The organism is Candidatus Krumholzibacteriia bacterium (assembly GCA_035268685.1).
GTDB lineage: Bacteria > Krumholzibacteriota > Krumholzibacteriia > JAJRXK01 > JAJRXK01 > JAJRXK01.
In genome coordinates this window covers 17747-33970 of the sequence record DATFKK010000015.1, presented here as the reverse complement: position 1 = coordinate 33970, position 16224 = coordinate 17747, and the positions used below count along the sequence as shown (strand labels likewise).

General features: G+C 67.8%; 13 protein-coding genes. 6 read left to right on the top strand and 7 right to left on the bottom strand.

Annotated features, from left to right (window positions below; genetic code table 11):
- Positions 1–19 precede the first annotated feature (19 nt).
- On the bottom strand, positions 20–1996 hold the full coding sequence (locus VKA86_01380) for a M1 family aminopeptidase (GenBank protein HKK69839.1): 1977 nt from the start codon (positions 1994–1996) through the stop codon (positions 20–22).
- Positions 1997–2362: 366 nt separating this feature from the next.
- On the opposite strand from VKA86_01380, the gene VKA86_01375 reads away from it, so the two are divergent.
- Complete coding sequence (locus VKA86_01375; protein ID HKK69838.1) at positions 2363–3481, top strand: hypothetical protein; 1119 nt, start codon at positions 2363–2365, stop codon at positions 3479–3481.
- Positions 3482–3563: 82 nt separating this feature from the next.
- Here VKA86_01375 and VKA86_01370 read toward each other — a convergent pair whose 3' ends face one another.
- From VKA86_01370 to VKA86_01355, 4 genes are all read right to left on the bottom strand, one after another.
- Positions 3564–3887, bottom strand: a complete 324-nt coding sequence (locus VKA86_01370; GenBank protein ID HKK69837.1) for a Rieske 2Fe-2S domain-containing protein — start codon at positions 3885–3887, stop codon at positions 3564–3566.
- Positions 3888–3900: 13 nt separating this feature from the next.
- On the bottom strand, positions 3901–5511 hold the full coding sequence (locus VKA86_01365; protein HKK69836.1) for a S1 RNA-binding domain-containing protein: 1611 nt from the start codon (positions 5509–5511) through the stop codon (positions 3901–3903).
- A gap of 151 nt (positions 5512–5662) precedes the next feature.
- A complete protein-coding gene (locus VKA86_01360) occupies positions 5663–6223 on the bottom strand; it encodes a pyruvoyl-dependent arginine decarboxylase (protein HKK69835.1) in 561 nt (186 codons plus the stop codon).
- A gap of 37 nt (positions 6224–6260) precedes the next feature.
- Positions 6261–6923: an alpha/beta fold hydrolase gene (locus tag VKA86_01355; protein ID HKK69834.1), complete on the bottom strand. Its 663-nt coding sequence runs from the start codon at positions 6921–6923 to the stop codon at positions 6261–6263.
- Positions 6924–7118: 195 nt separating this feature from the next.
- Between VKA86_01355 and VKA86_01350 the strand changes: the two genes are divergently transcribed.
- From VKA86_01350 to VKA86_01335, 4 genes are read left to right on the top strand one after another with little or no spacing between them, the layout of a single operon-like run.
- On the top strand, positions 7119–7826 hold the full coding sequence (locus VKA86_01350; GenBank protein HKK69833.1) for a TetR family transcriptional regulator: 708 nt from the start codon (positions 7119–7121) through the stop codon (positions 7824–7826).
- A complete protein-coding gene (locus VKA86_01345; protein HKK69832.1) occupies positions 7823–9346 on the top strand; it encodes a TolC family protein in 1524 nt (507 codons plus the stop codon). Before VKA86_01350 ends, VKA86_01345 begins: the two co-directional genes overlap by 4 nt.
- Positions 9343–10542 (top strand): efflux RND transporter periplasmic adaptor subunit, encoded by a 1200-nt coding sequence (locus tag VKA86_01340; GenBank protein HKK69831.1) that lies wholly within the window; start codon positions 9343–9345, stop codon positions 10540–10542. Before VKA86_01345 ends, VKA86_01340 begins: the two co-directional genes overlap by 4 nt.
- On the top strand, positions 10539–13754 hold the full coding sequence (locus tag VKA86_01335; GenBank protein ID HKK69830.1) for an efflux RND transporter permease subunit: 3216 nt from the start codon (positions 10539–10541) through the stop codon (positions 13752–13754). Before VKA86_01340 ends, VKA86_01335 begins: the two co-directional genes overlap by 4 nt.
- Positions 13755–13773: 19 nt before the next feature.
- Here VKA86_01335 and VKA86_01330 read toward each other — a convergent pair whose 3' ends face one another.
- Complete coding sequence (locus VKA86_01330) at positions 13774–14397, bottom strand: class I SAM-dependent methyltransferase (protein ID HKK69829.1); 624 nt, start codon at positions 14395–14397, stop codon at positions 13774–13776.
- A 77-nt stretch (positions 14398–14474) separates the two neighbouring features.
- On the opposite strand from VKA86_01330, the gene VKA86_01325 reads away from it, so the two are divergent.
- Positions 14475–15155: a M24 family metallopeptidase gene (locus tag VKA86_01325; protein HKK69828.1), complete on the top strand. Its 681-nt coding sequence runs from the start codon at positions 14475–14477 to the stop codon at positions 15153–15155.
- 69 nt (positions 15156–15224) lie between these two features.
- On the opposite strand, the gene VKA86_01320 is transcribed toward VKA86_01325, so the two are convergent.
- Positions 15225–15983: a DUF4114 domain-containing protein gene (locus tag VKA86_01320; protein ID HKK69827.1), complete on the bottom strand. Its 759-nt coding sequence runs from the start codon at positions 15981–15983 to the stop codon at positions 15225–15227.
- Between the last annotated feature and the right edge of the window lie 241 nt (positions 15984–16224).

Genomic DNA, 16224 nt, shown 5'->3' with positions numbered 1-16224 from the left:
TCGGAGGAGGGTCCGGGTCTCAGCGGACGAGTGTGATCGGAAGCACCGACGACACCGTCCCGTCGGCCTCGAGTACCACGCGGTAGGTCCCCGAGGCAACCGGGTTCCCCTTCCGGTCGATCCCCGACCAGGGCATCCGGTGCCGACCGGCGGGCATGGGGCCGGGATCGAGCACGTCGACCACACGCCCCCGGGCGTCCAGGATTCGGAGCCGGACGTCCTGCGGTGTCGGCAACTCGAAGCGCAGTGCGGTCCGCGGGTTGAAGGGGTTCGGGGCATTGGGCAGCAGTTGGGCCGTCGCGCCGATGGGCGCCGGGGCGTCGGTCGCCGTCTCGACGACGAACTTCAGCAACCATTCGTCGGGATCGACCTGGAGGTCCTGGACGTCGCCTTCGACGAAGGCGGTGAACTGGTGCGTGTCACTGGCCACGAAGGTCTCGAGGTCGACCGTGCCCGACGGAGTGACGGCGCGCAGTCGCAACGGGAAGGTCCAGGGCGCGGCGAGATCGGACTGGTCGATCTCCACCTGCACGCGCGTCCGGTCACCCACGGACTTCGTGGTCCACTCCACCGTGAAGGTCGGACGCCCGATGCGGTACAACCACTGGTCGAAGAACCATTGGAGCGAGCGCCCCGTCGACGTCTCGAACTGTTCCACGACGTCTTCGGTGACGATCGATCCGTACTGCAGTTCGGGCCGCTGGGCGAGATCGTACATGGCGGCGAAGAAGTCCGTGTCGCCGAGGAACCCACGGAGCATGTGGAGCATCCAGGCGGCCTTGTTGAAGACGGTCTGGTTGAACAGCCGGTCCGGCGGGCTGATCGGCCCGGAGAAGCCGCAACAGCCGTTCGAGCGTCGACGCAGGAAGGTGCGGTAGGCGGCGGTTCCCTCGGCGCGCTCGACCCACAGGCCCTCGGCGAGGGTGGCGAAGCCCTCGTGGACCCACAGCTCTCCCCAATCGGACAGGGTCATCGAGTTGCCCCACCAGTGGTGCGCGAGCTCGTGACCGATGATCCGCTCGTAGAACCGGTCTCCGGTCAGGAACACGTCGCCGTAGCTCGTCATGGTCTGGTGCTCCATCGCACCTTCCCACACGAACTCGGCCATGCCGTACTTCTCGTCGACGAAGGGGTACTCGCCGAACAGTTCCGTGTAGTAGTCGAGGATGTCGGTGGTTCGACCGAAGTCGAAGCGCGCCGCTTCCTCGTGCTCGGGGAACACGTGGTACTCGATCGGGAGTTCACGGCCGCCGGGTGAGCGCCATGTCTCTTCCCAGCTCACGTAGTCGGCCACGGCGAGGCTCACGTTGTACGTCGAGATCGGGTAGTCGTGGCGCCACTGGAAGAGGGTCCGGTCGCCGCTGGGCGCCTCGAGTTCCAGAATCCCGTTGCTCGCCGCGTACATGCCGGTGGGGACGACGACCCGCAGCAGGACCGTGGCCTTGTCGCTCGGCGTGTCCTTGCACGGCCACCAGCTCCGCGCGCCGTAGGGTTGGCTCAGGGTGGCGAGCAGTGGATCCCCGGCCGGCGTCGTTCCGAACGAGAATCCCAGGAATCCGGTCGGCTGAGGTACGCCGCCGTAGTGGACGGTCACCGTCCACGTGTCGCCTTCGCGGAGTGGCGCCTGGGGGTAGAGCCGCAGGACGTCGTCGGAGTGGTCGAAGGGCAGGGCCGTGCCGGCGCTGGTCACCGATCCCACCGTGAGCGTGTTCGACAGGTCCAGATCGACGAAGACGACCCCGTCCTCCTCTGCCCGCAGCGAGATCTTCACCGTTCCCGTCAGTGACTCCGTGTCGAAGTCCGGCACGAGGTTGATCTCGTAGTCGAGGACGTCGAACTGCTCCCGATTCGCCGCCTGCGATTCGTCGTCGGGAGGAACGTTGCTCGACACGGTCCGCGAGTCCGCCGCGGTGGCCTCGGGATCGATCGCCCACGGGGGGACGAAACCCGGCGCGTCACGGGCAGTGAGGGCGAGCGCGCCGCACAGTAGGAACAAGACGAGCTGTTTCGATCTCATGGATGGGAGCCGGCGCCCGAGAGCGACCTTCGGAGGAGTACGGCAGCGGATCCCGTGGTGGAACCCGGATGACAGAGCACGGAGGGCATCGGACAGGCCGGGTGATTGTGCCAAGCCGGGACCCTCGGGGTCAAGGTGGTCGGCCCGTCGACGTACCGATTGCGTCGCTGGTGTACGAGGAGGGACGATCGCGAGGGCAGTCGCGAGGCCTGTCCGGCAGTGCAAGTGGTTGACTCCGAGCCACCTGCGCCCTTCGACGTCGATTGGGCCCCGGCGATGCTGGGAGCCGGGGTGCTGACCTTTGATCCAACGTGGCCGTGGCCACACCCCAGGAGGAACGAACCGATGAAGCGCACCCCGATCCCGATGCTCCCCCTGTTCGCACTGGTCCTCGGACTCGTCCTCTCGGGCTGTTCCGACGACACGAGCGGTCCCCTGTCGAGTGGTGACGACGACGTGAGCGGGACCCAGACCCTCGAGACCCTCGACCTCGACCAGGAGTACGGTGGCCTGGCGTACACCGACGAAGCCGAGGGCTTCGGAGACGCCGCGCTCGTGAGCGCGGCCGTGGTCGAGGACGAGGCCGCTCTCGCGGAGGACGACGAGGACAGCCTGACCGACCGCGATCCCTCGCTCGCCGACCCGCGGATGCGCCGGACCTTCGTGCGGATCCTCTGGGGTCAGCTCGACGGCGAGTTCGACCGTGAGACGGTGTCGGCCACCCCGGAGGCCGGCCTGGACTGGAGCGGTTCGCTGAAGGTCACCGACGGCGTGATCGCGCTGAAGCGTACGATCCTGTTCGAGCGTCCCTTCGATCATCGTCTGCCGCGCGTCGAACGCGACAGTCTGGCGTGGGTCAGCCGGACCGGTCCCCATTACGATGGCGTGCTGGTCTGCGTGATGAGTCGCGTGGAGGACGGCGTCGCGCCCGGCGAGTTGATCCTCGAAACGCCCCTGTTCCGGACTTCGTTGACGATCGACACCCTCGACGGGACGGAGCGGATCGTGGCGGTCGACGACGTCGGCAACGCCGTGTCGATCCAGGCCCACGTGCAGGACCAACGGTTCTGCGGCGAGGGCTTCGTCACCGGGTTCTGGAAGGGTGTCGAGGATCGGCCCGAGACCGACGCCATCGAGATGGGGGCCTTCCGCGGTCGCTACGTGGGTCGCAGCGGCTCGACCACCGGCTTCCTGATGGGCCTCTACGGCCTGGACAGCCAGGGTGAGCGCGTGATGATCGGCAAGTACATCGGACGCGGTGGCCGGGTGAAGGGCCTGATCCGCGGGACCTGGGATCCAGGGACGAGCGGCGACGGCATGGGGACCTTCCAGGCCCGTTGGGTGAACCGCAATGGCTTGCACCTGGGCACCGTGCAGGGTCGCTACCTCGAGAACGATGCGAACGAACCGGGCGATGGCTTCTTCGAGGGCCGCTACGAGGAGATCTGTTCGACGGCACCCTAGATCCGGTCTTCGCGGCTTTCCGCGCCCGTTCGAGGGTGTGGCCGACGACGGGTCCCGCTTCCGGGGCCCGTCGCGCGTTCGTTCAGCGTGGCGCGCCGAGGAGCACGCGGCCCTCGACCACACGCACGGGGACGTGGACGCAGCGCGCCTCGGGCGGCACCGAGTCCGGGGGATCCTCGAAGACGTCGAAACGCCAGTGGTGGAGGGAGCACTCGAGCCTGCCCTCGTGGACGCGACCCTGGCTCAGGGGGAAGTCCATGTGCGGGCAGCGATCGAGCACGGCGACCACCTGATCGCCACGGCGCAGCAGGGCCACGCCCGTCCGACCGACGGTGCGAGCGAGCGGCCGGTCCTCGGCGATCTCGTCGAGGCCGGCCACGTCGATCCAGCGGAGGTGGTCGTCCAAGGTCCCGGGCGACTCAGTCTCGGTTGAACTTCTGCTTCAGGAGCTCGACGGCGTCGCTGAAGTCGAGTTCGTTCACGTCGACGTCCGGGTCCTTCGGCTCCTCTTCGGCACCGAAGGTGTAGGACTCGCCCGGCCGGTTGTCGTGGTGGTCGCGACCCCGTCGGCCGCGCGGGCCGCGGTCACCGCGGCCTCCACGATCGGCGTCGTCCCGCGGAGCACGGGGCGCGCGCTCCTCGCCCTCGGGGCGCATGGTCAGCGAGATCCGGCGCCCATCGGGATCGACGGACAGGATCCGCACGTCGACGGACTGCCCCGGCTCGAGCACCGAACCGGGGTGATCGACGCGTTCGGTGCTGATCTCGGAGACGTGCACCAGACCGTCGACGCCGGGACTGAGTTCGACGAAGGCACCGAAGTCGGTCAGGCGGACGACCTTGCCCGACACGATCGACCCCACGGCCCACTTCTCGTCGGCCTTGTCCCACGGGTCGGTCTCGAGCACCTTCATGGACAGGCTGATGCGCTCACGCTCGCCACCGATGTCGTCGAGTTTGATGATCTGCACGCGCACCTTCTGGCCGACCGACAGCACGTCGCGCGGATCGGCCACGTGCCCGCGGCTGATCTCGCTGACGTGCACGAGACCGTCGACACCACCGAGGTCGATGAAGGCCCCGTAGGGCTGCAGACGCCGGACGGTGCCCTCGAAGATCTCGCCCACCGCGAGGTTCTCGCGCGTGGTCTCGGCGGCGGCCTTGCTCTCTTCCTCGATGATCTTGCGGCGGCTCAACACGATGTTCCGGCCACCGCGCTCGAAGGCGATGATCTGGAAGGTGTACTCGTTGCCGACGTGTTCCTCGGGCTTGTCGCAGTAGATCGTGTCGATCTGGGAGAACGGGCAGAAGGCCCGCACGCCGTTCAGGTCGACCTCGAATCCACCCTTGTTCGTCGACTTGATCTTGCCGCTGACGGGGATGTCTCCCTCGTGTGCACCCTGCAGTTCGCGCATGCGGAGCAGGTCGCCGCCCTTGCCCTTGCCGCGACCCACCGTGAACTCGAGGGTCTCACCGGCCTTGCGAACGATCGCGGGGAAGGTGTCGCCCTCGTCGACGCGCATCTCGCCGTCGGGGTTCTTCAACTCGGCGGTGGCGATGGTGCCCTCGGCGGTCCCGCCGTAGTCGACGAAGGAATCCTTCTCGCCGATCTGGACGAGCTTCACGTCCATGCGCTGCCCGCTCTTGTACTTCGAGGTGAGACGTTCGTCGCTCGCCACGGCGTCGGCCTGTTCGGCACTCGCCGCGGGATCGGTGGTCTCCTCGTCGGACGAAGGACTCGTCGGGCTCGACGCAGCCGCGGCCGCGGCTGCCGGAGTCGATTCCGTATCGGCCGACTCCATGACCACCGCGTCATCGGCCGCCGGAGGAGGCGTCGCCGAGGTTTCCTCGGCGTCCTTCTCCGGCTCGGCCTCGGGCGGCTCGCGTTTCGGCTCGTCGGTGGGCGTGGCCGCGTCCGGCGTGCCGGCCTCGGGGCCGGTCGCGTCGGCGGGCGTGATCGCGGCGTCTTCGCCGATCGTGTCGGGCTTCTGGTTCGGCGTCTCGTCCGGACGTTCGGAATGATCGGTCATGGGCAAACGGGCCTCGCGGGAGAGCAAAGGGACGGGTGTCGGGTCCGGTCGTCGCTGGACCATCGGACGACCGGGCCCCGGAGTATAGCAAGGTTGACGGTGGTACCGACAAGTGGGGGCGTACGATTTGATGCGATCTTGACGGTGCCCCTCAGGGGCTCGGAACCATCCAATCCATGACGAAGACCGCAGCCGCGACCACACAGGTGGTTCGCCCCCGCTCGTCGCCGCGGGCAGTGGCGACCACCGAATCGCGGAAATCGACGACTCCGGCCTCCTCGAAGAGGCGAGCGCGCTCCCGCGGGGGGAGATCGGCGTCGACGTCGACGCCCATCGTGCTCGCCAGCATGGTCGAGGCCAGGTCCTCGGCGTGCGTGCGCAGTTCGTCCTCGCCCAGTCCGAATCCTCCGTGCTCGGCGATGAATCCGTGCCGGGAGGTGTCGCGCGGACGGGCGATCCCGATACTCGCGCCCACGGCCCGGTGGGGTTCGTCGGTCTCCTCGCGGCTCATGACCACGTGCAGGATCTGGCCCGGCATCAGGTGCTTCTCGGCCTCCTCGCGCGCCACGAGCTCGCAGGCGGGCGGGAGGATGCTCGAGACCGCCACGAGGTTCTGCGCGGCGATCCCGGCGTCGCGCAGTGCGATCTCGAACGCCACGAGTTCCTCGCGGTGGACGCCCACCCCACGCGTGAGGTAGGCCTGAACGGGCACGAGCAAGCAGGGACGCTCCGGGGCTGGGACGAGCGGATCAGACGGACATCGCGTGGCGCTGAATATAGGCCACCACGGCTTCGACCGCCGCGTCCTCCACCCCGTGGAAGAGATGGTCGGCTCCGGCGACGACCTCCACGTCGACCGGCCCCTTGGCCGAGGCCGCGAACGCGCGGATGGCATCGGCGTCGCCGAACTCGTCGTTCTCGCCCTGGACCAGCAATCGCGGCTTCTCGGTGGTCCGCAGGTGTTCGACCTCCCAGTCGGGTTCGCCGACCGGCGTGCCCAGGGCCACGAGATGCGTCACCCGGGGGTCGCCGGCACCGGCCCGCAGCCCGACCACCGCGCCGAAGGAGTAGCCGACGACCACGATCGGCAGCCCGGGATGCTCCTCGGCCAGGCGATCCGAGGCCGTACGGACATCGGCCACCTCACCGATGCCGTTGTCGTGGCGGCCGAGGCTCCGACCCGTTCCCCGGAAATTGAACCGGAGCGATGGCATGTCGGCCTCGACCGAGAGGCGCTTGGCCAGCCGGTACAGGGTCTTGTTGTGCATCGTGCCGCCGAACAGGGGGTGCGGATGGCACAGGACGGCTGCGGCACGGGCTTGCACCCCCGCCGGCACGGGACGGTAGAGGTTCTCCAGATAGCCGCTCGGGCCCTCGAGTCCGAGAGAGGACTCCGGTGCAGGTCGGTTCATGGCGCAGGGAGGATGGAACGGAACGAAGGAGGGGCATCGGCGGGGAAAGCTAATCAACCCTGAGGAGAATCTCCACGACGGGCGATGCCTTGACACTTGTTCAGGAGGCCTTTACGTACGTTCAGCTCCGTTCCCCGAGGCCGGACTCGCGCCCCCTGCCGGCTCGGCCCCGAGGCCGAACCCGTCGGAGACACCGTGCAGGAATCGAAGATCCGACTTCCAGATCTCTGGCCCCCCGAGGGTGCGCCCGCCGCGGGTGGCGCCGAGCACGAGATCCTTCGGAAGGCGATCGAACTCTTCGGCCGTCGCGGATACGGCGGGACCAGCACCCGCTCGATCGCGGCCGAGGCATCGGTCACCGCGCCCCTGATCGGATACCACTTCGGGAACAAGGAGGGCCTGTTCCACGCCTGCGCCGATGTCGTCATGCTCACGACGACCGAAGCGATCCTGGAGACGGACCTCGACGGTGCCGACCTGCGCTCGATCGTCCGGCACTTCGCACAGGTCCATCTGGACATCGCGCGTGAGTACTCGGTCGGACTGCGTTTCGTCCTGGCCCTGGCCTACGGTCCCGAAGAGGGGCAGCCCGTCGTGGATCTGGTCGGTTACTGGCGACCGGTGATCCGCTGGCTGGCGGTGCGGATCCATCGTGCGGTCGAGTCCGGAGAACTGGAGGTGCGTCCCGGTGCAACCCCGGAGCGTCTGATGCGTTACCTCTTCAACCTGGTCCACATGGACGTCATGTCGACCTACGAGGAGCAGCGTTTCCTGGCGGCGGACCCGGCTCTCTTCGAGATGCTGCGCGAGGACGGGACCGATCGCGTGGACGATCTGGTGGAGCAGTTCTTCGCCGGTGCGGGAGTTCTCCACGACTCGAGCCCCGAGGAGTCGAATCGATGACGAATCCGCGAGTTCGCGGCGCTGCGGCGCTGATCGTCCTGCTCCTGGGGTCGACGGCCGCGGCGCCGGCGGAAGCGCAGGACGCGGCGGAGGACCGCTTCATCGCCGAGGGCGACGTCGTGCTCGCGATCGGCGAAGAGCCCGCCCCGCTGGACCTCGACACCTGCATCGACGTGGCGTTGCGTTCCAACGACGGGCTGCGTCAGGAGCGCCAGGGCCTGTCGGAGCTCGAGGCCCGGAAGGTACAGGCCCGGTCGGAGGGCTTCCCCGTCGTCGAGCTGCAGGGCGCCTGGAGTCGCAGTCGTGATCCGAGCTTCGCGCTCGACGAGTCCTTCGGCGGGGGCGAGGAGGGCGACGACTTCTTCTCGATCCTTTTCCCCGACACCGTCGACGTGGCCGAGTTCTCGTTCGTTCCCGACCCCGCCGACATTCCCGCCCAGACCTTCTGGCGGACCTACCTCGACGCGTTCTGGGAACTGCGCCCGACCCGCGTCTGGCGGGCGGTGAGTGCGGCCGAGGGTGCGATCGAGCAACAGGCGGCGCTGGTGCGCGATGCGGAGCACCGCACGGTGGAGGCCGTGGTCGGCGCCTACCACGCGATCGTCCTCGCCCGCGAGCGGCTGGCCGCGATCGAGCGCGAGATCGACGCGCGCGAGGAGTTCCTGGCGGTGACGCGCCGGCGCTTCCGTCTGGAGTTCGCCACCCCGCTCGACACGCTGCAGGCGGCGGTGAGCCTGTCCAATCTTCGCCCCGAGGCGCGACGCCGGGCGAACGACCTGCGGCGGGCCGGTCAGCAGCTCAACCTGCTGCTCGGTCGCGACCCGCTCACGCCGGTCGCCGTGATCGCGTCGTTCCCGCTCGAGGACGAGGTCGTCCCCGCCGGGACCGCCCTCGCGCTGGCCCGGCACCGGCCCGACCTCCAGGCCCAGCGCCGCGAGAGTTCACTGTACGAGTTGCGGCGCGGCGTGGCCGACGCCCAGAACCACCCGTACCTCACGGTGGAAGGGCAGTGGGGATTCGTCACCCGCGAGCTCGAGGATCTGACGAACGACGGCCAGGACTTCTGGCGCGCGGGAGTGACCCTGCACCTCCCGCTGTTCGACGGTCTGCGATCCCGCGGCGAGATACAGGAGGCACAGGCGCAGCTGCGGCGCAACGAGGCCCGTGTGGACGAGCTCGAGGGCCAGGTCCGCGACGAGGTGCTCGACGCGCTCGAGATGCTGGAGATCGCGCGGGCCGACCTGACGGCCGCATCGCTCAACCTCGACCGTGCGAACGACGCCTACACCCAGATCAGCCTGCGCTACGAGCTGGGAAAGGCCGACAACCTCGAGGTCCTCAACGCCCAGGCCGAACGATTCACGGCCCGATCGACGTTGATCCAGGCCCGCTACGACGTCCTGACCTCGCTCGCCACGCTGAAGCGCGCCATGGGTGCCTCGCCCGCCCTGCCACTGGCCAGCATCCTCGCCGCCGCCGACGGCGGCGCTCCGACGAACGCGCAGGAGGAATCACGATGACCCGTCCGGATCCCCGACTCGCGCCCTTCCGGACATTGTTCCTCGTGGTACCCCTGCTGGTGGCGGGGTGCGGCGGTGGTGACGGTTCGGTCGAGGCGAACGCAGAGGACACGCCCACCGAGCGGCCCCACAACGTGCGCGCACTCGAACTGGAGCGCAGTGACCTGCTCGAGACCCTCTATCTCACCGGTCGGCTCGAGGCGGTGCAGGCCACCGACGTGAGTACCGAGGAGTCGGGTGTCGTCCGCCGGCTGCCCGTCGAGAAGGGGGCCGTGGTGCGCGAGGGAGAGGTCGTCGTGGGCCTCGGTCGGGACCTGCTCGAGGCCGAGATGAACTCGGCGAAGGCGGCGGTCACCCTGCGCGAGTACAACGAGGACCGCACCCGATCGCTCTTCGAGGCCAACTCCGTGAGCAAGCAGGAGATGCTGCGCGTCTACACCGAGTTGCAACAGGCTCGCGAGTCCGCGCGCGTGGCCGAACTCCGCTACGAGCGCGCCGCCATCAAGGCTCCGTTCGACGGCGTGCTGGTGGAGCACTACGTCGAGATCGGCGAACTGGTGTCGCCGGGCCAGCGTGTGGCCCGCGTCGTGGATCCCTTCACGCTCGAACTCGTCACGTCGGTCACCGAACGGGAGGTGGCCTTCCTGAGCGAGGGCACCCCGGCGATGGTGAGCGTCGACGGGGTCGAGGGCGTCGCTCCCGGCCGGGTGAACTACGTCGCGGTCGAGGCCAGCCCCGCGTCGGGCAAGTTCACCGTCGAGATCCAGGTCGAGAACCCGGATCTCCGACTCCGAGCAGGCGTGGTCGCTCGTGCGCGTGTCTTGAAGCTGGTGCACACCGACGCACTCGTGATCCCCCGGGACGCCGTGGTGCGTACGGTCGACGGCGACGCGGTCTTCGTGATCGAGGACGACCGGGCCCGCGTCCGGCCGGTGGTGCTGGGCCCGGGTCAGGGCATGATGGTGATCGTCGAACAGGGACTCGCCGGAGGGGAACGCCTGGTCGTGCGCGGCCAACGCCAACTCCAGGGCGGTGCCCGCGTGATCGTACAGGAGGTCGCCACCGCCCGCGACGGGAGCATTCCGGCGGATCCGGCCGAGGTCCGGGAAGAGGGCAATCTCGAGGGTCTTCGCGACATGATGACCGGTGAGAGCCGTCCCCTGCCCACGTCCCCCGCCGTCGAGGAACCACGATGAGGGTCACCGATCTGGCCATCCGCAAGTCGATGACCAGCATCGCGCTCATGGTGCTGGTCGTCGTCCTGGGCGCCTACAGCTACGTCGTGCTGCCGCGCGAGTCCTCGCCCGACGTCAAGATCCCGTTCGTGATGGTCTACGCGCCGTACTACGGGACCAGTCCCGAGGACATGGAGAATCTGGTCACACGGAAGCTCGAGACCCAGCTCAAGGGCGTGGCCGACGTCGAGGAGATGACCTCGACCTCGAGCGAGGGTGTGAGCACCGTCGTCATGGAGTTCCAGCCCAGCGTCGACATGAGCGACGCGCTGCAGAAGGTGCGCGACGCGGTCGAGCTGGCCAAGCCCGAGCTGCCCCAGGACGTGAAGGACGACATGCTGGTCTCCGAGATCAGCAGCACCGACTGGCCCATCATGCAAGTGGTGCTGAGCGGACCCTTCGACCTGGCCCGGCTGAAGCAGGTGGGCGAGGACGTCCAGGAGGACCTCGAACAGGTGCCCGGCGTGCTCTCGGTCGACCTGACGGGCGGTGTCGAGCGCCAGGTCCGGATCGACGTCGATCCGGAGCGCCTGCGCTTCTTCGGCGTGTCCCTGGAGGACCTCGAGGACTCCATATCCCTGGAGAACGTCACCCTTCCCGGCGGCGAGATCGGACTGGGCACCTACGAGTACTCGGTCCGGGTCCCGGGCGAGTTCGAATCGGTCACGGCGATTCCCGACATCGTGGTCAATCCCGGGGCAGAGTCGCCGGTCTACGTGCGTGACGTCGCGCGTGTGACCTTCGGGACCAAGGACCGTGACACCATTTCACGCAAGGAGGGTCGCGAGGCCGTCACCCTGAGCGTGAAGAAGCGCACCGGCGAGAACATCATCGACATCGCCGACCTGGTCAACGAGGAGCTCGAGCGCCTGCGGGCCACCCTGCCCGACGGCACGACCATTTCGGTCATGAGCGACATGTCGGTCGTGATCCGCGACATGGTCACCGAACTCGAGAACAACATCCTCTCGGGTCTGATCCTCGTGGTGGCGGTACTGTTCCTCTTCCTGGGGCTGACGAACTCCCTGTTCGTGGGCGTGGCGATCCCCTTCTCGATGCTCATCACGTTTGCCGCGGTCAACGCCTTCGGAATCACGCTCAACATGGTCGTGCTGTTCTCGCTGATCCTGGCGCTGGGCATGCTCGTGGACAACGCGATCGTGATCGTCGAGAACGTCTTCCGGCACCGCACGGCCGGTAAGGGAGGCCCGCGCGCGGCGAGCGACGGAACGACCCAGGTCGGGACCGCGGTCGTGGCGTCGACGCTGACCACCATCTGCGCCTTCGGACCCATGGCCTTCTGGCCGGGGATCATGGGCGAGTTCATGAAGTACCTGCCGATCACGGTGATCGTCACGCTGGTGTCTTCGTTGCTGGTCGCCTTGATCTTCAATCCCGTGCTCTGCGCCAAGTTCATGCGGGTTCCCACCAATGACGGTCCGAAGAAGCGACTGGGCGATCGTCTCATGGACTTCGGCCTGCGCAGCTACGAGCCCACGCTGCACTGGGCCCTGAACCACCGGGCGCTGACCATCGGAACGATGGTGGTGCTGCTGGTCGTGATGTTCGGCCTGTACGCAAACTTCAACGCCGGTGTGGAGCTCTTCCCCGATACCGACCCCACCTATGCCTACGTGCAGATCAGCGCGCCGAGTGGGACCCGCATCGAACAGAGCGACGCCTATGCGCGCGACGTGGAGCGTGCGGTGGGCGAGATCCCCGACATGAAGGTCTACGTGACCGAGGTGGGGGCGGCGGGTGACGAGTCGTTCGGCGGCAGCCAGGAGGCACCTCCGCACCTCACGCGCGTGAGCATGGAGTTCGTCGCGCAGGAGGACCGGGAGCACTCCTCCCGGGCCATGCTGGAACGGCTGAGGGGCATGCTCACCGAGTTCACCGGGGCCGAGCTGGTGATCGACAAGCAGGAGGAAGGGCCGCCCACGGGGAAGCCGGTGAACATCGAGATCGTGGGCGAGGACTTCGAGCGGCTCGGTGAGTTGTCGAACCGGATCAAGGCGAGGATCGAGGACGTTCCGGGCCTGGTGAACCTCCAGGACGACTTCGATCGTGGGCTGCCGCAGTTGGTGGTGCGTCCCGACCTCGACAAGGCCGCGCGCATGGGGATCCGCACCATGGATCTGGCCAGTACCGTGCTCACGGCCGTGAAGGGCGACGACGTGGGCGAGTACCGCGTCGGCGAGGACGAATACGACATCGTGGTGCGTTACGACTCGCCGGCCCGGGCCACGAGCGAGGACCTCGAGAACCTGACCGTGTTCTACGAGGGTGAAGACATTCCACTGACCAGCTTCGCCGAGGTCGAGTTCACCACCGGCCTGGCCTCGATCTCGCGCATCGACGGCAAGCGGGTGGTCACCGTGAGCGGCGACGCCGCCACCGGCTACAACGGCAACGCGCTGCTGGCCGAGGCGCAGCAGCGGCTGGCCGACTTCCCGCTGCCGCCGGGCTACCGTCTCGAGTACACGGGCGAGAGCGAGGACCAGGCCGAAGCGCAGGACTTCCTGGGCAAGGCCTTCCTGCTGGCGGTCATGCTGATCTTCGTGGTGCTCGTGACGCAGTTCGATTCCGTGCTGATCCCCTTCGTCATCCTGAGCACGGTTCTCCTGTCCCTGATCGGCGTTCTCCTCGGGCTCATGGTCACGAACACTCCCTTCGGGATCATCATGACCGGTGTCGGTGTGATCTCGCTGGCCGGGATCGTCGTGAACAACGCGATCGTGTTGCTCGACTACATCCAGCAGTTGCGCGCGGCCGGCATGGAGAAGTACGAGGCCATCGTCGAAGCCGGTCGGACGCGCTTCCGGCCGGTGGTGTTGACGGCCATCACGACCATCCTGGGTCTGATCCCGCTGACCACCGGCGTGTCGTTCAACGTCAACCACGCGACCGACGGCGAGTGGGACAAGCTCTTCACCATCGGCGGCGAATCGAGTCAGTGGTGGGGGCCGATGGGCGTTGCCGTGATCTGGGGGCTGGCCGTGGCCACCTTCCTCACCCTGGTGGTGGTGCCGGTGATGTATTCGTCGCTCGATCCCCTCCGGCGGGGGCTGCGCTGGGTGTTCGGTGGATTCGCGCGCCGGCCACGCGCTCCGGAACCCGCACCCGAGACGGCGGCCGAGGTGGCTGTCGAGGGTGGCGAGTCGAGAGGTTGAACCGATCCGGTCGGGGGTCTCAGGACTTCCGGCCGGTCATCAACCACACCGGGTAATGGCGGGTCTCACCGTCGACGTCCTTCTCCATGGTGAACACGTCGACGGGCTCCTGCGGGTCCAGGCCGGCGTCGCGCATCCAGTCGGCGACGCGGGTCGGGTCGAATCCGCGGTGAAGGGGGCCGTGTCCGTGATCGTGACCGTGGAAGGATCCGTCCTCGCGGTGGAGGTCGGCGATCGCCAGGTACGCTCCGTGGTCCAGCCACCCGGCCCAGTGACGAATGGTCCCGGCCGGATCGTCGACGTGGTGCAGAACCATGAGCGAGGCGACGAGATCCCGACCCGCCCCCACTTCTTCGTGCGGGGCGATCACACACGCCCGTTGCGGTGGAAGGCTCGCGATCTTGCGGGTGACCTGGTCCCGCATGGCCTCGGAGGGATCGATGAAGGTGATGGTGGCCGGCGACGAGACCTCGAGCAACGCGAAGCCCAGGAGGCCGGTCCCGCAGCCGTCTTCGATCACGTGGGCTCCCTGCAGGTCCACACGGTCGACGATGGCGCGCGCGACGGCGCGGGCGCGCTCGAGTTTCACAGGGTCGTCGTCCCAGGTCGAGGCCAGCTCGTCGAAGTGCGATGCGTCGTTCACGAGAACTCCCTGGTGCGAAGGGTCCCCGGCAGTCTAGGTTCGGGTTCGGCCGACGTCGACCCCCACCGGAGGTCCGCATGACCGATCCCGTGAAGGAACGACTGCTCGCGGCTCAGCGCCTGGCCGAGCGGCTCTTCGACGCCGTCGAGTGCGCTGCGATCCTCCGGGCGGGGATCACCGAGTCGGAGGCCAGCCGGCGGATCCACGACCTCGCTGGCGACGCCTTCGGCGGACCCCGCTGGTGGCACCGTCGTGTCGTGCGCACCGGCCCGAACACCCTGTATCCGTACCAGGAACATCCGCCGGACCGTGTGATCGAGCCCGACGACATCCTCTTCGTCGACCTCGGTCCGGTGTTCGACGGGTGGGAGGCCGATTTCGGCCGCACCTACGTGCTGGGCGACGACCCCCACAAGCATTCCGTGCGCGAGGCGGTCGAGACCGCGTTCCGGCGGGGACAGCAACGCTTCCGCGACGACCCCGAGTGCACGGCGGCGGATCTCTACGACTTCATGCGGACCACGGCGGTGGACCTGGGCTACGAGTTCGGCAACCATCACTGCGGGCACCTCATCGGTGAGTTCCCGCACGAGCGGATCGCCGACGATCGCATCACCAGCTACCTGCACCCGCGCAATCCCACGCCCCTCCGCGGGCGGCTCCCCGACGGGACGCCGCTGACATGGATCCTGGAATCGCATCTGGTGGATCGGGAGCGGGGCTACGGAGCGTTCGTGGAGGCCCTGCTCGACGACTGAGGGAGACGAGTACGGCCCACCGCCCGGGGAGGCGATGGGCCGCGACTCATGCTCTTCGGCAGTTCCGGCCTAACGGTCGAACAGCGACTTCACGGCGCCGAAGCTGCTGCTCTCGGTGTCGACCGGCGACTCGGCCCGGATCTCGAAGACGAGATCGTTGTAGTCGTTGTCGGTGCCACCGGCGGTGTAGCTCGGGAACAGCTCTGCACCCGAGTCGAGGTCCTCGACCGCGACCACGTAGGCGGGGGTACCGCGCAGGTGGCTCACGTTGTAGACCAGGAACTGGGCATCCCCGTCGAAGGGCGGGTTGACGGCACCGCTGCCGTCGGCACCCAGGTCGTTGTAGCTGCGGTTGGTGTAGAACAGCTCGGGCTCGGGCGCGTTGATACCGTCGCCGGTGCCGTTCGGGTTCAGGTAGAAGCCGAAGCGGGTCACCTCGGTGAAGTCGACGGTCACTTCCATGCCCTCGGACATGGGGCCCGCGAAGATGACGCCGTCTCCCACGCCATCGATCGTGGGTGCACCGACGAGGGTCTCCTCGTACCAGCCCAGAATGTTGTTGTCAGCGTAGCCGGCGATCTCACGGATGATGATCGACTGCGCGCCGAGGTCCTCCCAGTACGAAGGGTCGGCGTCGCCGGCCAGATAACCCTCGTAGCCGGTCATCATGTCGACCGTGCCGGGACCGAACTCGGCGTCGAGGATGTCCTGCAGCGGGACGCCGTCCCAGCTGCTGCCGAAGCTGACCGTGAACTGCGCATGGGCAGCCGGGGCCAGCATCAGGACGAGGGCAAGGGTGAAGAAGAGGGACAGTCTCCAGGAGCGCATGAGTCCTCCAAGGATGCGAAAAAAAAAGTAGGCGCGGGCCCCGTCACCGCGAGGAACGGGTATGGGGCTGCCCCTGGCTCGTGTTGTGTCAGGCACGACTGACTGCCGACAAGTCTACATCAAAACGAAGTCCGTTGCGTACCCCCCCAGGGCGGATTTCTCCGGCGATCCGGGCTCGGCTGTGCTGATGTGTTCGTATTTTGTTCGCTTCGGGCGGCGCGACGGGGCAGATGGCGGACGC

Bases quoted from the DNA above. Each gene is read 5' to 3' on its own strand.
- VKA86_01375 (HKK69838.1), top strand. From the start codon at position 2,363: ATGAAGCGCACCCCGATCCCGATGCTCCCCCTGTTCGCACTGGTCCTC.
- VKA86_01365 (HKK69836.1), bottom strand. From the start codon at position 5,511: ATGACCGATCATTCCGAACGTCCGGACGAGACGCCGAACCAGAAGCCC.
- VKA86_01355 (HKK69834.1), bottom strand. From the start codon at position 6,923: ATGAACCGACCTGCACCGGAGTCCTCTCTCGGACTCGAGGGCCCGAGC.
- VKA86_01345 (HKK69832.1), top strand. From the start codon at position 7,823: ATGACGAATCCGCGAGTTCGCGGCGCTGCGGCGCTGATCGTCCTGCTC.
- VKA86_01340 (HKK69831.1), top strand. From the start codon at position 9,343: ATGACCCGTCCGGATCCCCGACTCGCGCCCTTCCGGACATTGTTCCTC.
- VKA86_01335 (HKK69830.1), top strand. From the start codon at position 10,539: ATGAGGGTCACCGATCTGGCCATCCGCAAGTCGATGACCAGCATCGCG.
- VKA86_01325 (HKK69828.1), top strand. From the start codon at position 14,475: ATGACCGATCCCGTGAAGGAACGACTGCTCGCGGCTCAGCGCCTGGCC.
- VKA86_01320 (HKK69827.1), bottom strand. From the start codon at position 15,983: ATGCGCTCCTGGAGACTGTCCCTCTTCTTCACCCTTGCCCTCGTCCTG.